This is a genomic window from Winogradskya humida (assembly GCF_016862215.1).
GTDB lineage: Bacteria > Actinomycetota > Actinomycetes > Mycobacteriales > Micromonosporaceae > Actinoplanes > Actinoplanes humidus.
On the sequence record NZ_BOMN01000041.1, the window covers coordinates 98,348 to 114,067 of the forward strand.

Sequence of the window (15,720 nt, forward strand, 5' to 3'; positions counted from 1 at the left end):
GAATCTGTCGTACCAGCCCGGTAGGCTCGCCGCGTCGTTGACGGCTGTGACTGCTCGGGAGTAGTACCTAGTGACTGCGCAACAAGAGATCCTCTACGGGGCCGATGACCTCACGCATCTCGAGGGTCTCGACGCGGTGCGCAAGCGGCCCGGCATGTATATCGGCTCGACCGACAGCCGGGGCGTCAACCACCTCGCCAACGAGATCATCGACAACGCGACCGACGAGGGCGTGGCCGGCCACGCCGAGAACGTCGCCGTTTGCCTGCACGCCGACGGGTCGGTGCAGGTCGACGATGACGGCCGCGGCATCCCCACCGACATCAACGCCAAGTCCGGGCTCTCCGGCGTGGAGCTGGTGCTCACCCGGCTGCACGCGGGCGGCAAGTTCGGCGGCTCCGGCTACAAGACCTCCGGCGGTCTGCACGGCGTCGGCGCGTCCGCTGTCAACGCGCTGTCGCTGCGCTACGACGTCACCGTCAAGCGCGAGGGCAAGGTCCACGAGATCTCCTTCCAGCGCGGCGTGCCCGGTGTCTTCGCCGGCGACGGACCCAACGCCAAGTTCACCCCCGAGCCCGGCCTGCGGGTGGTGCGCCGGATGAAGCGCGGCGAGCGTTCCGGCACCTCGACCCGCTACTGGTACGACGCCCGTTACTTCGAGACCGGCGCGAAGCTGGACGTGGACGTGGTCCGGGCCAAGCTTCGCAACACGGCGTTCCTGGTGCCCGGCGTCGCGTACACCCTGGCCGATCTCACCGCCGAGGAGCCGGTCGAGGAGACGTTCGTCTTCCCGCACGGCCTCGCCGACATGGTCGAATTCCTGACCCCCGCGTCGGACAAGCCCGTCTCCGGCATGCTCATGGTCAACGGCGAGGGCAAATACAAGGAGAACGCCGCCGACGCCAACGGCGTGATGCAGTCCAATGTCGAGCGCATCGCCGAGGTCGAGATCGCGTTCCGCTGGGGCACCGGCTACGAGCGCACCGTCGAGTGCTTCACCAACACGATCCGCAACTCGCACGGCGGCACCCACCGCAAGGGCTTCGAGCGGGCCATGGTCCGGGCCCTGTCCGACGCGGTGCGCAACACCCGCGGGCTGCTGAAGGCCAAGGAGGAGCCGCCGGTCCTCGACGACTACCTCGAGGGCCTCACCGCCGTCATCCACGTCCGCGTCCCCGAGCCGCAGTTCACCTCGCAGACCAAGGACGAGCTCTCCACCGCCGGCATCACCCGCGTGGTCCAGGGCCTGGTCGAGCAGCACCTCAAAGCATGGATCGACGACAAGCGCACCAAGGCCGAGGCCCGGACGATCCTGCAGAAAGTGGTCGACGCCGCGCGCGTCCGGCTCACCCAGAAGCAGCAGAAGGACGCGGCCCGGCGCAAGACCGCCCTCGAGGGCGCGTCGATGCCGCCCAAGCTGGTCGACTGCCGCTCGACCGGCATCGGCCGCAGCGAGCTCTACATCGTCGAGGGTGACAGCGCCCTCGGCACCGCCCGGATGGCCCGCAGCTCCGAGTACCAGGCGCTGCTCCCGATCCGGGGCAAGATCCTCAACGTGCAGAAGGCGAGCCTGCAGCAGGTCCTCGACAACGCCGAGTGCTCGGCCATCGTCCAGGTCCTCGGCGCCGGTTCCGGCCGCACGTTCGACATGACCACGATGCGCTACGGCCGCGTCATGATCATGGCCGACGCCGACGTCGACGGCTCGCACATCCGCACGCTGCTGATCACACTGTTCGCCAAGTACATGCGCCCCGTCATCGAGGACGGCCGGCTCTTTGCGGCCATGCCCCCGCTGCACAAGGTCAGCACCAAGGGGCGCAACGGCGAGGTCATCTACACCTACACGCAGCAGGAGATGGAGACCACGGTCGGCCGCTTCGAGAAGGCGGGCAAGTCCGTCAACAAACCGGTGCCCCGCTTCAAGGGCCTCGGCGAGATGGACGCCGACGAGCTGTGGGACACCACGATGAACCCCGCCACGCGTACGGTGCGGCGCATCACCCTCGACGACGCCGAACGCGCCGAGGCCACACTGGAGCTCCTGATGGGTGAGCGGGTCGAGCCACGCAAGAACTGGCTCATCGAGGCCGCCGGCCGCATCGACCAGGACACGATCGACGCCTGAGGAACGGGTCAACAGACATGGCACGCCGCAAAACCGAGCAAACCCGGGTGGACCTGTCGGCCTTCGACCAGGCCGGTGCCCGGGTCATCGACAACCCCCTCACCACCGAGGTCGAAGACTCCTACCTGGAGTACGCCTACTCGGTCATCCACTCCCGAGCCCTCCCGGACGCCCGCGACGGCCTCAAGCCCGTCCACCGCCGCATCCTGTTCTCCATGCACGAGCAGGGCCACCGCCCCGACCGCCCCTACGTGAAGTCCGCCCGGGTCGTCGGCGACGTCATGGGCCGCTACCACCCGCACGGCGATGTGGCGATCTACGACGCGATGGTGCGCCTCGCGCAGGACTTCTCCCTCAACGTCCCGCTGGTCGACGGGCACGGCAACTTCGGGTCCCCGGACGACGGACCGGCAGCGAGCCGTTATACAGAGTCGCGGATGTCGCGCGAGGCGATGCTGCTCGTGGGGGAGCTCGGCGAGGGAACCGTCGACTTCAAGGGCAACTACGACGGTTCCGAACTGGAGCCGACGGTGCTGCCGGCGGCGTTCCCGAACCTGCTGGTCAACGGGACGTCGGGTATCGCGGTCGGCATGGCCACGAACATGATTCCGCATAACCTCGGCGAGGTCGTGGCGGCCGCGCGGCATCTGATCACCAATCCCGAGGCGGACCTGGACGAGCTCATGCGGTTCGTGCCCGGGCCGGATCTGCCCACCGGCGGGCAGCTGCTCGGGCTGGACGAGGTGCGGCGGGCGTACGAAACCGGTCGTGGTGTGGTCCGGATGCGGGCGCGCGCACAGACCGGGCTGCTGGAAGGCGGCCGGGGCAGGCAGGCGATCACGGTTGTCGAGCTGCCCTACGGGATCGGCACCGAGAAGATCATCGAAGCCATCACCGAAGAGGTGAAGGGCAAGCTGTACGTCTCCGGCCCGAAGAAGGGCCAGCGTCAGGCCGCCCGGCTGCAGGGCATCTCCGACGTCAAGGACCTCACCGACCGCGAGCACGGCACCCGGCTGGTCATCGAGTGCAAGGTCGGCGTCAACCCGCAGGCCCTGCTCGCCGACCTCTACCGGCTGACCCCGCTGGAGACGTCGTTCGGCATCAACAACCTGGTCCTGGTCGACGGGCAGCCGCGTACGCTCGGCCTCAAGGCTCTGCTCGAGGTCTTCCTGGCCCACCGCTACGAGGTGGTCACCCGGCGCACCACGCACCGCCGCACCAAGCGCCAGGACCGGCTGCACCTGGTCGACGGCCTGCTCATCGCCCTGATCGACATCGACCGGGTGGTCGCGATCATCCGGGGCAGCGACGACGCGGCCGCCGCCAAGGCCGGTCTGATGAGCGAGTTCGGGCTCTCCGACATCCAGGCGACGTACATCCTGGACACCCCGCTGCGCCGGCTCACCCGCTTCGACCGCATCGAGCTGGAGACCGAGCAGCAGCGTCTCAACGAGGAGATCGCCGAGCTGAGCCGGATCCTCGACAACGACGACGTCCTCAAGAAGCTGGTCTCCGACGAGCTGGCCGAGGTGGTCTCCGAGTTCGGGGCGCCGCGGCGCACCACGCTCATCGACGGCGACCTCAAGGAGGTCCTCGCGGCGTCGGCCCCGGCCGGCCCGCTCGAGGTCGCGGACGACCCGTGCCAGATCATCCTCTCCGCCACCGGCCTCATCGCGCGCACCGCGGCGGAGAGCGAGGAGGCCACCGAGGGTCGTCGCCGTAGCGGCCGCGTCAAACACGACGCCGTACGTTCCATCGTGCATGCGACCGCCCGCGGCCGCATCCTCCTGGTGACCAGCCACGGGCGTGCGTTCAAGACCGACGTCCTGCCGTTGCCGGTCCTGCCCGAGCAGAGCGGCACGGTCTCCATCCGCGGCGGCATGTCCGCCTCGGAGCTCGTCCCGCTGGAAAAGGGCGAACGCGTCGTCGGCCTCGCGCCGCTCAACCCGGAGGGCTCACCCGGCCTGGCACTCGGCACCCGCCAGGGCGTCGTGAAGGTCTGCGCCCCCGAATGGCCGGTCCGCTCCGACGAGTTCGAGGTCATCACGCTCAAGGACGGCGACGAGGTCCTGCAGGCCACCTGGCTCACCGACGGCGACGAGAGCCTGGTGTTCGTCACCTCGGACGCGTCGCTGCTGCGCTTCCCCGCCAAACTCGTGCGGCCGCAGGGCCTCAAGGGCGGCGGCATGGCGGGCATCAACGTCACCAAGGACTCGCGGGTGCTGTCGTTCAACGCGGTCGACACCAAGGACGACCAGCACGGCGAACCCATGGTCGTCACCTCGACCGGCACCCAGGTGAAGGTCACGCCGTTCGAGCTGTACCCGGCGAAGGGCCGCGCCACCGGTGGCGTCCGGGTCCAGCGCTTCCTCAAGGGCGAGACCCAGCTCGAGGTCGCCTGGGTCGGCCCCCGCCCCGTCGCCGCCGGCACCAACGGCGACCCGATCGAACTCCCCGCCACCGACCCCCGCCGCGACGGCTCCGGCGAACCGATGCCCATGGGCCCGCAACTCGTCGGCCACCTGATCGAACGCGGCTGACCGCCCTGCCCGGGGCCGGCCGCTACAGCCGGTCCCGGGCGTCTGTCAGCAGGATCGTCAGGAGATACAGGATGTTGCGGGGCAGGTCCCAGGATCGTTGGTCGGGGTCGGTGATCCGCAGGCTCCATCGACTGTTGAGCACGTCGCTGTTGAGCACGTAGGCCACGGTTGAACCGTCCACCATGGTGGCCACCGTCAGCGTCGGCGGTGTGAGGTAGCGCAGCATGCCGACCGTTGGGCCTGGCATCGGTGCGGGGAGCGCCGCAGGTGGGGTCAACGTCAGGTGGTCGCCGAGGACGGCGGGTTCGTAGTCCTCCATCAGCCAGCGGTAGTCCGCGGGCAGGTCGAAGGCCACCGCGTCCCAGTCCACCGGCTCCGGGTGGTCGCGCGGGTTGGCGAGCTGCGCCAGCCGCTCGCACAGATCCGCACCGTACGTGAAATCGACCTCCACCAGCAGCGGAAGGTCAGCGTCGTACTGGCCACCGGTCACCGTCACGGCCCAGTGACCCGCTCGCAGCCTGATCCGGCTCCCGTAGTCGACGAGTTCGTCGATCACGAACTCGTCGGCCGGGGCGAGGCCGAGCCCCGCGGCGACCTCCTCGGCAAGCGTCTCGGCAGCAGCCCCAGCCGAGCTCGGTCAGGACTTCCGCCAGGTTCGAAGCGGTCGGGAGGTCGATCACCTGGCTCAGCCGCTGGGCGAGGGCCGCGATATGCATCGCGGGATCGTAGCGGGAGCGCGTAAAGTCGCCCGCGGAACCCGAATTCTGTGCTCTGGATAGGCGTCGCAGGTGGGCACGGGACCTCGTCGTGATCGGGGAGGGGTGGCGACAGCGATGTTCGCTGCCCACTTCACGGAGATGACATGGATCTCGGCCTCGGATTGCCCATCAGTGACGCCGGCCGGCTGGTCGACTGGGCCCGCCGCGCGGAAGCGCTGAATTTCGACACGATCGCCCTGCTCGACCGGCTCGTCTACGACAACCCCGAACCCCTCGTCGCGCTGTCGGTGCTGGCCGGGGCGACCACCCGGATCCGGTTGCAGACCGAGGTGCTGCTCGGGCCGCTGCGGGCCACCCCGTTGCTGGCCAAGCAGGTCGCCACCCTCGACCGGATGTCCCGGGGACGGTTTGTTCTCGGCATCGGGGCCGGCGGTCGCGAGGATGACTTCGCCGCGGCCGGGGTGCCGCTGACCGCGCGGGGACGCCTGCTGGACGAGCAGCTGGCCGGGCTGCGCGAGATCTGGGCCGGTGAGTACATCGGGCCGCGGCCCAGCACGCCGGGCGGGCCGAAGATCCTCATCGGGGCGTTCGCGCCGGTCGCGCTGCGGCGGGTCGCGCGGCACGGGGACGGCTTTCTCTGCGCTGCGCCGCTCAAATGGGCAGGACAATTGGTTCGTACGGTCCAGGATGAATGGGCCGCAGTGGGCCGGAGCGGCAGTCCGCGGTTGGTTTGCCAGGTGAATGTCGCCGTCGGCTCGGCCGAGACCGTCGAACGGGCACGGCGGGCGATCGCCGGTTACTACGCCTTCACCGGGCGGACAGACTGGGGCGAACCGATCAGCGATCCGGCGCAGATCGCCGACCTCGTCGCCGCCTATCGGGACTTCGGTGCGGACGAGCTGATCCTCTACTGCTACGGAGATGAGCCGGCGCAGGTGGATGAGCTTTACGAATTGACGAAGTAGAGTTCCTGCTCGTGCTGGAGCCGCTGTCACCCACCGATCCGGACGCCCTCGGCAAGTACCGGTTGCTGGGGCGTCTCGGTGCCGGCGGGATGGGCACGGTCTACCTCGCCGAAGCGCCCGACGGGGAGCCGGTCGCCGTGAAGTGTGTGCGTCCCGAGTTCTCCGCCGAGCCGGAGTTCCGGGGGCGGTTCCGGCAGGAGATCGAGCGTGCCAGGCAGGTGCCCGCTTTCTGTACGGCCGAGGTGCTCGACGCCGACGTCCGCGGCGAGCGGCCCTACCTGGTCACGGAGTACGTCGACGGGCCCGCGCTCGGGCAGGTCGTGCGGAACGGCGGGCCGCTGCGCCGCGGGAACCTGCACGCGCTGGCGCTGGGAGTCGCCGGTGCGCTGACCGCGATCCACGGGGCCGGGGTGGTGCACCGTGACCTCAAGCCGGGCAACGTGCTGCTCGCGCTGGGCAGTCCCAAGGTCATCGACTTCGGGATCGCGCGGGCGTTCGAGGCGACGACGCGGCACACCCGCACCGGTCAGATGATCGGCACCGTCGACTACATGGCGCCCGAGCGGTTCGACGAGCGCGCCGACAACGCGGGTGCGCCGGCCGACGTGTTCGCGTGGGGGGCCGTCATCGCGTACGCGGCCAACGGGAACTCGCCGTTCGGTGGCGGCTCGCCGACCGTGACCGCCGCGCGGATCCTCACGGTGGAACCGGATCTCGGCTCGCTGAGCGGCCCGCTGTGTGACCTGGTGGCGTGGGCTCTGCGGAAGGAACCCGCCGACCGGCCGACCGCCGCGCAACTCGTGCAGGCGCTGCTGACCACACCCGGTGCCGCCCCGGTGCCGGCGTCGGACGATGACCGGGAGGGGGCCGCGCGGGTGTTGCAGCAGGCGGTCCATGACGGGCATCTCGGGCTCGACGAGTTCGACGGAAGGTTGCAGCAGGCACTTGGTGCGCGTACCCATCGGACTTTGGGTAAAGCTGTCGCCGATCTGCCGATGGCCTCGCCGCCGGAGGTTCAGCCCGTGGAGATCCGGCGGGGGCCGATCGAGCGGAGTCTGCTCGCGGCCGGGCGGGGGTTGCGGTCCACCGCGCTGTTCCTCGCGCCCTCGGTCGCGGCCGGGGTGGGGGCGGAGATCGTCATCCCGGAGTACACGCCGGGTGTGGTGCTGGCCGCGCTGGTGGTCACGGGGCTGCGGAAGATCGTCCGCGCGGAACGCCGTCGCTACAACAAGCCGGTCACCGACCCCGTCACCAGGTCGGGCGAAGGCGGCCGGGGGTAGCCAGGCCGGTCAGGTCGGTGCGTAACGCGGCGAGGCGTTGGGGGCCGAGGCGGGCGGCCCAGGGTTCGAGGACCTCGGTGGCTGCTTCCTCGGCGGCGCGGGTGCAGGCGATGCCGCGGGCCGTCAGGGTGATGAGTTTGGCGCGGGCGTCGTCGGGGTGGGGGTGGCGTTCGACGTAGCCCTTGCGGACCAGGTCGTCGACCATCTGGCTGGCGGCCTGCTTGGTCACGTCGAGGTGCTCGGCGAGCTGGACGACCGTGGCGCCGGTGCCGGAGATGCGGGCGAAGGCGTAGCCGTGGGCCGGGCGGATGTCGGTGAAGCCACGGGCGCGCACCCCCGCGTCGATCCCGTCCACCAGGGCACGGGCCGCGCTGAGCAGCAGGAACGGTACGTCGAGGAGCTCACGGTTCACGACTGGAGTTTGACACATCCGACAAGCTGGTTGACTATGTAGTCAAGCTGCTTGACTAAAACTGCTTGACTGAAACTGCTTGACTAAAAATGGAGGTGCCGTGGAAGTTCATCGGATGCACGGGTCGACGTTCCACTCGTACTTCTCGCCGTCGAGCGGGAGCCGGGAGCTGTGCGCGTGGCGGCTCGAGGTCGCGCCCGGGACGACCGGGGTGCCGCACCGGGTCAGCCGGGAGGAGGTCCTGCTCCTGCTGGACGGCGAGCTGACCGCGACCATCGACGGGGTGGCGGCAACGTTGCGGGCGGGGGAGGCGGCGATGGTCCCGGCGGGCTCGACGTTCGGCATCGACAACGTGTCCGGGCGGCCGGCGAGCGCGTGGGTCACGACCAGCGTCGGGCTGGAGGCCACATTGGACAGCGGTGAGGTGATCCGCCCTCCCTGGACCCGGTAAGAAGAGCTGCCCGGCCGCCTTTCGGCGACCGGGCAGCTCCGGGGCGGGGGTGAAGGTCTACTTGGAGGGCTCGGGGAGATCGCAGGTGATCTTCGGGTTGACACCGAGCCAGTTGAGCGGGCCCGCCACCACGGTGACGATGACCGTGCCGGCTTCGGCGCAGCTCGTGTCGCCGCTGTCCTTGAAGTATCCGCGCTCTGCCGCGGCGACGGCGCCGAGGACGAGCCAGATGAGGAGAATGACTCCGCCTATAGATCCTGCGCGCATCGGGGGGCTCCTAGCGTGGGTGGGCTGAGCCTCATGTACCCCGCCTGCGGCGATCTCTAAACGGCGTTGCGTACGGCCTGCAGCGTGTAGGAGTGCGGAAGGCGCCGCGGCCGATCGGTGACCTGCCACTCGCCGTTCGCCACCTTCGTCATCTTGCCCGGCAGCGCGAGCCACGGGACCGTGTCGTGCTCGACCAGACCGGTGATCGTCATCCCGGCATCGAGCAGCGCCGTCACGATCTCGCCCATGCCGTGGTTCCACGAGTGGGTGACGGTGTTGACGAACTCGTGCTCCGTGGCGACGTACGTGCCGCCCTCGTCCCAGACGAGCGGATCCTTGTGCTCGAAGTAGTCGAACTCGAGGGCCAGCACGTCATCCTCGCGGCCGTCCTGCAATCCCCAGAGCACCGGGTGCCCCTCGCGGATGAAGAGCCGCCCGCCCGGTCGCAGCAGCGTCGCGACGACCTTCGCCCAGCGCCGGATGTCGGGCAGCCAGCCGATCGCGCCGATGCCCGTGAAGACGAGGTCGAAGGCCGCGTTCTCCAGGACGTCCGGTGCGCCGTACAGATCCGACTCGACGAACTCGATGTCGGCCTTCGCCAGCGTGGCGAGCCGGCGTGCCTCGGCCAGCGAGTTGGCGGAGAAGTCGAGGCCGGTCATGGTGGCGCCGAGGCGGGAGAGCGACACGGTGTCCGTACCGATATGGCATTGCAGATGAACCGCCCGCAGGCCGGTGATGTCCCCGAGCAGTGGCCGGTCGAAGGCGATCACATCGCTGATGTGCTGCGGATCGGCCGCGAAGGCGGCGAAGTTGTAGTCGTCCGATGCGGCATGCGCCGGGGCTCGTTCGTCCCAGTTGGCCCGGTTGACGTCGAGATAGTCGTTCACGGCGCGACGGTAACCCATGCGGGGCGCCCGCGTCGCACTGTTAACTCGGGATAGCGTTGAATGAGGAGATCGATGATCGAGAGGCTGGTGCGGGTTGGAGAAGAGGCGTACGACAGTGCGGGACGTGCGCCGCGCTAACCGGGCCAGCCTGCTGACAGATCTCTTCCACGGCGGAAGGCAGAGCCGGCAACAGCTCGGTGACACCACCGCGCTCAGCCAGGCCAGCGTCAGCAACCTGATCGGCGAGATGATCGACGAAGGCCTCGTCGAAGAGGCCGGTCTGGTCGGCTCGGACGGCGGCCGGCCACGAGCGCTTCTGCGGGTCGCCCCGGGCTTCGGGTACGTTGCCGGCGCTGACGTCGGCGAGACCCGCGTGACGGTCGAGTTGTACGACCTCGCCATGTCCCGCCTCGGCTTCGCGCAGTATTCCCTCGGCAGCGACGGCATGTCCCCGGAGGCCGCTGCCGCGAAACTGCTCGAAGGCCTTGATGCCGTGATCGCCGAGGCCGGGGTCAGCGCCACCGAGGTGCTGGGCTTCGGCGTGGGCGTCCCCGGGATCGTCGACCGCAGCGGACCCGACGCGGTCGTCCACTCGCAGACCACCGGCTGGGACGGTGCCGCGCTCGGCGAGATGCTGCGCGCCGGCACCCAGATCCCGGTCCACGTGGAGAACGGCGCCAAGGCCGTGGGCCAGGCCGAGATGTGGTTCGGCGCGGGCCGCGGCGCACGCGACGCCGTCATCGTCATGGTCGGCACGGGCGTCGGCGCTGCCGTGGTGATGGACGGGCGCGGATATCACGGCGCCGCCAACAACGCCGGCGAGTGGGGCCACACCACCATTGTGTACGGCGGGGACGTCTGTCGATGCGGGGCGCGAGGCTGTCTCGAGGCGTACATCGGGGCGGGCCGGATCACCGCTCGCCTCGCGGCCGTCACCGGCGCGGAGCCCGCCCGGGATCTGCTCGTCCGGGTGCTGAACGGGGACGGGCCGCTCGCCCCGGAGGTGACCGAGGTGATCACGCAGACGGTCGGCTACCTCGGCGCGGGGATCGCCAACCTGATCAACCTGTTCTCCCCGGAGCGCATCGTGCTCGGCGGGCCGGCCGGCTTGGCGCTGGGAGAGCGCTTTCTTCCCGACATTCGCGACGCGGCGGCGCAAAACGCTTTACGGCAGCCGTACGCGCAAACCCGGATCGATCTGTGCCAGCTCGGGCCCGACGCTGTGGCGATGGGCGCGGCCACCCTGCCGATCGCCCGGTTGCTCGCCGAGGGCGGGCTGCCGCCCGCTTCGGGGCCGGCGCCACTCTCCCGCGCCGCCAGCCGCCGCTCCCTGAGCCGGAACCGCGGCTAGGCGGGGACCACCGCTTCCTGGAAGTCGGTGATCGCGGAGCCGTGGCGGACGGACCACTCGGTGAGGACCGTGATGGGCTCGATGAGGGTGCGGCCCAGCTCCGTGAGGCGGTAGTCCGAGCCGTGTTCGACGAGGCCGTAGCTCTGCAGGCGGCGCAGGGTCTGGGTGAGGACCTTGCGGGAGATGCCGCCGATGGCGGTGACGAGTTCGCCGTGGTGGCTGGGACGGCGGTGCAGGGCCCAGAGGGTGACGACGGCCCATTTATCGGTCATGATCTCGACCGCGAGCCGGGCGGGACAGTCGGAGACGAAGCCGGTCGGGCACAAGTCGTTCATGATTCGAAGGTACCTGTCGGTACCCGAGGCCGTCCTAGCGTCGTGATCATGGAAACGATTCTTGTGATCGGCGGCACCGGTGCGATGGGTGGCGCTGTGGTGCGCCGCCTCGTGCGGGATGACGTCGTCGTCAAAGTTCTCACCCGCAGTCCCGGGCAGCGGGAAAACGCGGTCAAGGGTGACCTCAACGATCCGGAAAGCCTGCGGGACGCCCTCATCGGCGTCGACCACGTCTTCGCCAACACCGACTTCTTCAATACGGCGAGTGTGCTCGGCGAGCACCGGCAGGGAATCGCGTTGCTCGAGGCGGCGCGGGACGCCGGCGTGAAGCGCTTCATCTGGTCGTCGCTCGACGGAGCGGCGGCGCTGACCGGGGGAAGGATCCCGGTCCCGCACTACGACGCCAAGGCCGCTGTCGCCGCGCACATCAACACGATGCGGTCCGAGGAGTTCATGCGTCAGGAGGAGGACGGCTGGTTCTCCGAGCACGTCCGGATCCTGACGACGGCGCCGTACTTCGAGAACCTCTACGCGCTGGCGCCACAGGACGGGCATGTCTTCGCGCTGCCGCTGGGGGAGGGTAAGTGGCCGCTGATCGCTCTCGACGACATCGCGTGGTTCGCCGGTCACCTGTTCGCGAACTGGGAAATCGGGGATCTGGCGGTTGTCGGTGAGAGTCTGAGCGGGGCGGAGATCGCGGCTGTCTTCGAGCGGGTGACCGGGACGCCGTCGCTGTACCAGCCGGTGCCGCTCGACGTCTTCCAGGACGCCATCCCGGGAGTGGGGCATGACCTCGCCGCCATGTTCCGGTTCTTCCAGGAGCGGGAGCTGGACCGGGATGTCAGCGCGTTGCGGGAGATCCATCCCAGCCTGATGACGTTCGAAGCGTGGCTCCGGTCAACGGGCTGGGACGGGTCACCGCGTTAGGAACGCAGGCGGGCGATGTTGTCGCGGAACCACAGCGCGGACTGCTTGGGCGTACGTTTCTGGGTCTGGTAGTCGACGTGGACGATGCCGAAGCGTTTGGCGTAGCCCTCGGCCCACTCGAAGTTGTCCATGAGGGACCAGGCGAAGTAACCGCGGATGTCGGCGCCCTGGTCGCGGGCTGCTGCTACCGCGGCGATGTGCTCGGCGAGGTACGAGGTGCGGTTGTCGTCGGCGACGAAGCCGTCCGGGGTGGCCCGGTCGTCGAAGGCGGCGCCGTTCTCCGTGATGACCAGGGGGAGGCCGGGGTAGTCGCGGTGCAGGCGGACGAGGAGCTGGGTGAAGCGCTCCGGGGTGATGGGCCAGTCCATCGCCGTACGAGGACGGTCCAGCGGGATCGCGCGTACGACCGGGTGGCCGTCCTCGTCGAGCGGGTTGCCCGCCTCGTCCGTACCCGAGAAGTCCTGTCCGAAGTAGAAGTTGACGCCGAGGACCTCGAACGGGGTGGAGATGATGTCGAGGTCGCGGTCCTGGACCGGGAAGGCCGAGCCGCGGGCGGTGAGGTCGTCGACCATGTCCTGCGGGTAGGCGCCCTTGCGCAGCGGGTCGAGGTAGATGCGCAGGCCCATGCCGTCGGCCCGGCGGGCGGCGTCGCGGTCGGCTTCGGTGTCGGTGGCCGGGTCCGCCGTACCCATGTTGAGGGTGATCCCGAAGGTGTGCCCGGGTGAAGCGGCGGCCTTCATCCGCTGGGTGGCCAGGCCGTGGCCGAGCAGCAGGTGGTGCACGGCCGAGATCGCCGCGTCGAAGTCCTTGCGGCCGGGGGCGTGCACGCCGACGTTGTAGCCCAGCCACGCCGAGCACCACGGCTCGTTGAGGGTGGTCCAGTTCGTGACGCGGTCGCTGAGCTTGTCGAAGACGAGCATCGAGTAGTCGGCGAACCGGTACGCGGTGTCGCGGTTGGGCCAGCCGCCGGCGTCCTCGAGCTCCTGCGGGAGGTCCCAGTGGTAGAGCGTGACCCACGGGTCGATGCCGACGGCGAGCAGCTCGTCGGTGAGCCGGTCGTAGAACGCCAGCCCGGCCGGGTTCACCGGGCCGCGGCCGTGCGGCTGGACCCGGGGCCACGCCACCGAGAACCGGTACGTGTCCACACCCAGGCTCTTGATGAGCGCTACGTCCTGCGGCATCCGGTGGTAGTGGTCGCAGGCCACATCACCGTTGTCGGCACCCACCACGGCGCCGGGCACTCGGCAGAACGTGTCCCAGATGGACGGTGTGCGGCCGTCCTCGGCGACGGCACCCTCGATCTGGTAGGACGAGGTCGCGACGCCCCATTTGAACGACGTCGGGAAGTCGGCGGTGGGCAGCAGCAGGCCGGGCGCTGCGTTGGATGTCAAGAGACCGGCTCCTTAAGAGAAGCGGACGCGGGGTGCAGCCAGCAGGCCACGGTTCGCACGGACCCGTCCGGGGTCTCGGGATGGCCGAGGATCGGGATGGTGTCCGCGCACGGGTCGAACGCCTTCGGGCAGCGCGGGTGGAACGAGCAGCCCGACGGCATGCCCTTGAGGTCGGGCGGGGAGCCGGGGATGCCGGTGAGCTCGCGACGCGGTCCGCGCAGGGCCGGGAACGAGCCGAGCAACCCGGCGCTGTACGGGTGCAGCGAATCCTTGTAGAGGGTGGCCGCCTGGGCCTCCTCGACGATCCGGCCGCCGTACATGATGGCGATCCGGTTGGAGAATTCCACCAGCAGCGACAGGTCGTGGGTGATGAAGATGACCGAGAAGCCGAGCCGCTCGCGCAGCTCGATGAGCTGGCCCAGGATCTGGCGCTGCATGACGACGTCCAGCGCGGTGGTGGGCTCGTCCATGATGACGACCTGCGGCTGCAGGATCAGCGCCATGCCGATCATCACGCGCTGACGCATGCCACCCGAGAGCTGATGCGGGTACGCGTCCATCCGGTCCGCCGAGATCCCGACGAGCTTGAGCATCTCGCGGGCACGGGCGGTGCGGCTGTGCGCCGACATCTTCGGCTCGTGGGCCGCGAGCACGTCGGTGAGCTGGGTCGAGATCTTGTGCACGGGGTTCAGGGAGTTCATCGCGCCCTGGAACACGATCGCGGTCTCGGCCCAGCGGAAGTCGCGCAGTCCCTTGTCGGAGAGGCCGAGGACGTCGTACGCGTCGCCCTTCTCCGGGTGGTAGATCACCTCGCCGCCGGTGATGACACCGGGCGGGGGGAGCAGCCGGGTCAGGCCGTACGCCAGGGTGGACTTGCCGGAGCCGGACTCGCCGGCCAGGCCGAGCACCTCCCCGCGGTGCAGGGTCAGGCTGACGTCACGGACCGCGCGCACGGCCTGGTCGCCGAGGCCGTAATCCACATTCAAATTCTTGATCTCGAGTACGGGCTCAGCGCTCACTTGGCCGCCTCCTTGCTACTGGTGTTCCGCAGAACCGGTGTGGCGGTCGTGCTCTTCAGGACAGGCGTGAAGCCGACGCGCATGCGTACGGTATGGCCGGAGGCAGTCTTGATCTTGGTCTTGCCGGCACTGCGCAGGCGGGGGCTGACGAACTCGTCGATGCCGAAGTTGATCAGCGAGAGGGCGGTGCCGAGGAACGCGATCGCGAGACCGGCCGGGACGAACCACCACCACGCACCCTGCGCGAGGGCCTGCTGGCTCTGCGCCCAGAACAGGATCGTGCCCCAGTTCCAGCCGGTGTCGGCGCCGATGCCGATGAACGCGAGCGTGATCTCGGAGGTCACCGCGAAGATGACCGTGCCGACAAAGCCCGACGCGATGATCGCGGTGAGGTTCGGCATGATCTCGAACAGGATGATCCGCCAGGTCTTCTCCCCGGTGGCCCGCGCCGCCTCGATGTAGTCCCGGCGCCGCAGTGACAACGTCTGTGCCCGCAGCACCCGCGCGTTCCAGGCCCACGACGTGGCACCGATGATCAGGGCGACCAGCACCGCGCCACCGCCGGGTGCCGCGGCGGTCACGATGATGACCAGCGGCAGGGCCGGGATGACCAGGAAGACGTTGGACAGCGCCGACAGGCTCTCGTCGAGCCCGCCGCCGAGATAGCCGGCGGTGACACCGATCAGCACCGACAGGATCGTGGCCATCGCGCCGGCGGCGAGACCGACGACCATGACCGTCCGGGTGCCGTCGAGGAGCTGGCTCAGCACGTCCTGACCGAGGTGGGTGGTGCCCAGCCAGTGCGCGCCCGAGGGCGGCGACACCAGGTCCTTGCTGCGGGCGTCGGGGGCGTACGGCGCGACCCACGGCCCGATGATCGCGAAGAGGATGTAGATGCCCAGGATGACGATGCCGGTGAGGGCCTTGCCGCTGGAGACGAACCGGAACCGGCTGCGCTTCGCCTTGCCCGGCGGGGTGGCATCCGGCTGCGCCATCGCCCCCTGCTCGGGGATCACCTGCTCGATGCTGGAGGTCGGAATGGTCATCG

Annotated in this window: 15 protein-coding genes; 7 read left to right on the plus strand and 8 right to left on the minus strand. The window is 69.5% G+C overall.

Features of this window, described 5'->3' with window-relative positions; translation table 11 throughout:
- Positions 1-70: 70 nt before the first annotated feature.
- Together Ahu01nite_RS17765 and Ahu01nite_RS17770 are read left to right on the plus strand one after the other, a co-directional pair.
- The gene (locus Ahu01nite_RS17765; protein ID WP_203837651.1) at positions 71-2,128 is read left to right on the plus strand and encodes a DNA gyrase/topoisomerase IV subunit B; all 2,058 of its coding nucleotides are present in this window, start codon (positions 71-73) and stop codon (positions 2,126-2,128) included.
- Positions 2,129-2,145: 17 nt separating this feature from the next.
- On the plus strand, positions 2,146-4,668 hold the full coding sequence (locus Ahu01nite_RS17770) for a DNA gyrase/topoisomerase IV subunit A (RefSeq protein ID WP_203837652.1): 2,523 nt from the start codon (positions 2,146-2,148) through the stop codon (positions 4,666-4,668).
- A 22-nt stretch (positions 4,669-4,690) separates the two neighbouring features.
- Here the strand turns inward: Ahu01nite_RS17770 and Ahu01nite_RS17775 are convergent, their stop codons facing one another.
- Positions 4,691-5,224: a hypothetical protein gene (locus Ahu01nite_RS17775; protein WP_203837653.1), complete on the minus strand. Its 534-nt coding sequence runs from the start codon at positions 5,222-5,224 to the stop codon at positions 4,691-4,693.
- Positions 5,225-5,530: 306 nt separating this feature from the next.
- Between Ahu01nite_RS17775 and Ahu01nite_RS17780 the strand changes: the two genes are divergently transcribed.
- Both Ahu01nite_RS17780 and Ahu01nite_RS17785 read left to right on the plus strand, forming a co-directional pair.
- Positions 5,531-6,352 (plus strand): LLM class flavin-dependent oxidoreductase, encoded by an 822-nt coding sequence (locus Ahu01nite_RS17780; protein ID WP_203837654.1) that lies wholly within the window; start codon positions 5,531-5,533, stop codon positions 6,350-6,352.
- Positions 6,353-6,363: 11 nt separating this feature from the next.
- Positions 6,364-7,632, plus strand: coding sequence for a protein kinase domain-containing protein (locus Ahu01nite_RS17785; protein WP_203837655.1), 1,269 nt, complete (start codon positions 6,364-6,366; stop codon positions 7,630-7,632).
- Here the strand turns inward: Ahu01nite_RS17785 and Ahu01nite_RS17790 are convergent.
- Complete coding sequence (locus tag Ahu01nite_RS17790; protein ID WP_239158919.1) at positions 7,601-8,044, minus strand: MarR family winged helix-turn-helix transcriptional regulator; 444 nt, start codon at positions 8,042-8,044, stop codon at positions 7,601-7,603. The genes Ahu01nite_RS17785 and Ahu01nite_RS17790 overlap by 32 nt on opposite strands.
- 100 nt (positions 8,045-8,144) lie before the next feature.
- On the opposite strand from Ahu01nite_RS17790, the gene Ahu01nite_RS17795 reads away from it, so the two are divergent.
- The gene (locus tag Ahu01nite_RS17795) at positions 8,145-8,495 is read left to right on the plus strand and encodes a cupin domain-containing protein (protein WP_239158920.1); all 351 of its coding nucleotides are present in this window, start codon (positions 8,145-8,147) and stop codon (positions 8,493-8,495) included.
- A 57-nt stretch (positions 8,496-8,552) separates the two neighbouring features.
- Here the strand turns inward: Ahu01nite_RS17795 and Ahu01nite_RS17800 are convergent, their stop codons facing one another.
- Both Ahu01nite_RS17800 and Ahu01nite_RS17805 read right to left on the minus strand, forming a co-directional pair.
- Positions 8,553-8,762 carry a hypothetical protein gene (locus Ahu01nite_RS17800; RefSeq protein ID WP_203837657.1) on the minus strand — a complete coding sequence of 70 codons (210 nt, stop codon included), beginning with the start codon at positions 8,760-8,762 and terminating at the stop codon, positions 8,553-8,555.
- 56 nt (positions 8,763-8,818) lie between these two features.
- A complete protein-coding gene (locus Ahu01nite_RS17805; RefSeq protein ID WP_203837658.1) occupies positions 8,819-9,649 on the minus strand; it encodes a class I SAM-dependent methyltransferase in 831 nt (276 codons plus the stop codon).
- 124 nt (positions 9,650-9,773) lie between these two features.
- Between Ahu01nite_RS17805 and Ahu01nite_RS17810 the strand changes: the two genes are divergently transcribed.
- On the plus strand, positions 9,774-11,000 hold the full coding sequence (locus tag Ahu01nite_RS17810; RefSeq protein ID WP_239158921.1) for an ROK family protein: 1,227 nt from the start codon (positions 9,774-9,776) through the stop codon (positions 10,998-11,000).
- Here Ahu01nite_RS17810 and Ahu01nite_RS17815 read toward each other — a convergent pair.
- The gene (locus Ahu01nite_RS17815) at positions 10,997-11,335 is read right to left on the minus strand and encodes a winged helix-turn-helix transcriptional regulator (protein ID WP_203837660.1); all 339 of its coding nucleotides are present in this window, start codon (positions 11,333-11,335) and stop codon (positions 10,997-10,999) included. The genes Ahu01nite_RS17810 and Ahu01nite_RS17815 overlap by 4 nt on opposite strands.
- Positions 11,336-11,383: 48 nt before the next feature.
- Here Ahu01nite_RS17815 and Ahu01nite_RS17820 point away from each other — a divergent pair, with 48 nt between their 5' ends.
- A complete protein-coding gene (locus Ahu01nite_RS17820; protein WP_203837661.1) occupies positions 11,384-12,262 on the plus strand; it encodes an NmrA family NAD(P)-binding protein in 879 nt (292 codons plus the stop codon).
- On the opposite strand, the gene Ahu01nite_RS17825 is transcribed toward Ahu01nite_RS17820, so the two are convergent.
- The 3 genes from Ahu01nite_RS17825 to Ahu01nite_RS17835 are packed head-to-tail and all read right to left on the minus strand — an operon-like array spanning position 12,259 to position 15,718.
- Complete coding sequence (locus Ahu01nite_RS17825) at positions 12,259-13,653, minus strand: GH1 family beta-glucosidase (RefSeq protein WP_203837662.1); 1,395 nt, start codon at positions 13,651-13,653, stop codon at positions 12,259-12,261. The two genes, Ahu01nite_RS17820 and Ahu01nite_RS17825, sit on opposite strands and share 4 nt — an antisense overlap.
- Positions 13,650-14,672, minus strand: a complete 1,023-nt coding sequence (locus tag Ahu01nite_RS17830; protein ID WP_203837663.1) for an ABC transporter ATP-binding protein — start codon at positions 14,670-14,672, stop codon at positions 13,650-13,652. Before Ahu01nite_RS17830 ends, Ahu01nite_RS17825 begins: the two co-directional genes overlap by 4 nt.
- Positions 14,669-15,718, minus strand: a complete 1,050-nt coding sequence (locus tag Ahu01nite_RS17835) for an ABC transporter permease (protein WP_203837664.1) — start codon at positions 15,716-15,718, stop codon at positions 14,669-14,671. Before Ahu01nite_RS17835 ends, Ahu01nite_RS17830 begins: the two co-directional genes overlap by 4 nt.
- Between the last annotated feature and the right edge of the window lie 2 nt (positions 15,719-15,720).

What these genes read in the sequence shown, in the direction of transcription:
- Ahu01nite_RS17770 (WP_203837652.1), top strand. Translation starts at nt 2,146, where the DNA reads ATGGCACGCCGCAAAACCGAGCAAACCCGGGTGGACCTGTCGGCCTTC.
- Ahu01nite_RS17780 (WP_203837654.1), top strand. Translation starts at nt 5,531, where the DNA reads ATGGATCTCGGCCTCGGATTGCCCATCAGTGACGCCGGCCGGCTGGTC.
- Ahu01nite_RS17800 (WP_203837657.1), bottom strand. Translation starts at nt 8,762, where the DNA reads ATGCGCGCAGGATCTATAGGCGGAGTCATTCTCCTCATCTGGCTCGTC.
- Ahu01nite_RS17815 (WP_203837660.1), bottom strand. Translation starts at nt 11,335, where the DNA reads ATGAACGACTTGTGCCCGACCGGCTTCGTCTCCGACTGTCCCGCCCGG.
- Ahu01nite_RS17820 (WP_203837661.1), top strand. Translation starts at nt 11,384, where the DNA reads ATGGAAACGATTCTTGTGATCGGCGGCACCGGTGCGATGGGTGGCGCT.
- Ahu01nite_RS17835 (WP_203837664.1), bottom strand. Translation starts at nt 15,718, where the DNA reads ATGACCATTCCGACCTCCAGCATCGAGCAGGTGATCCCCGAGCAGGGG.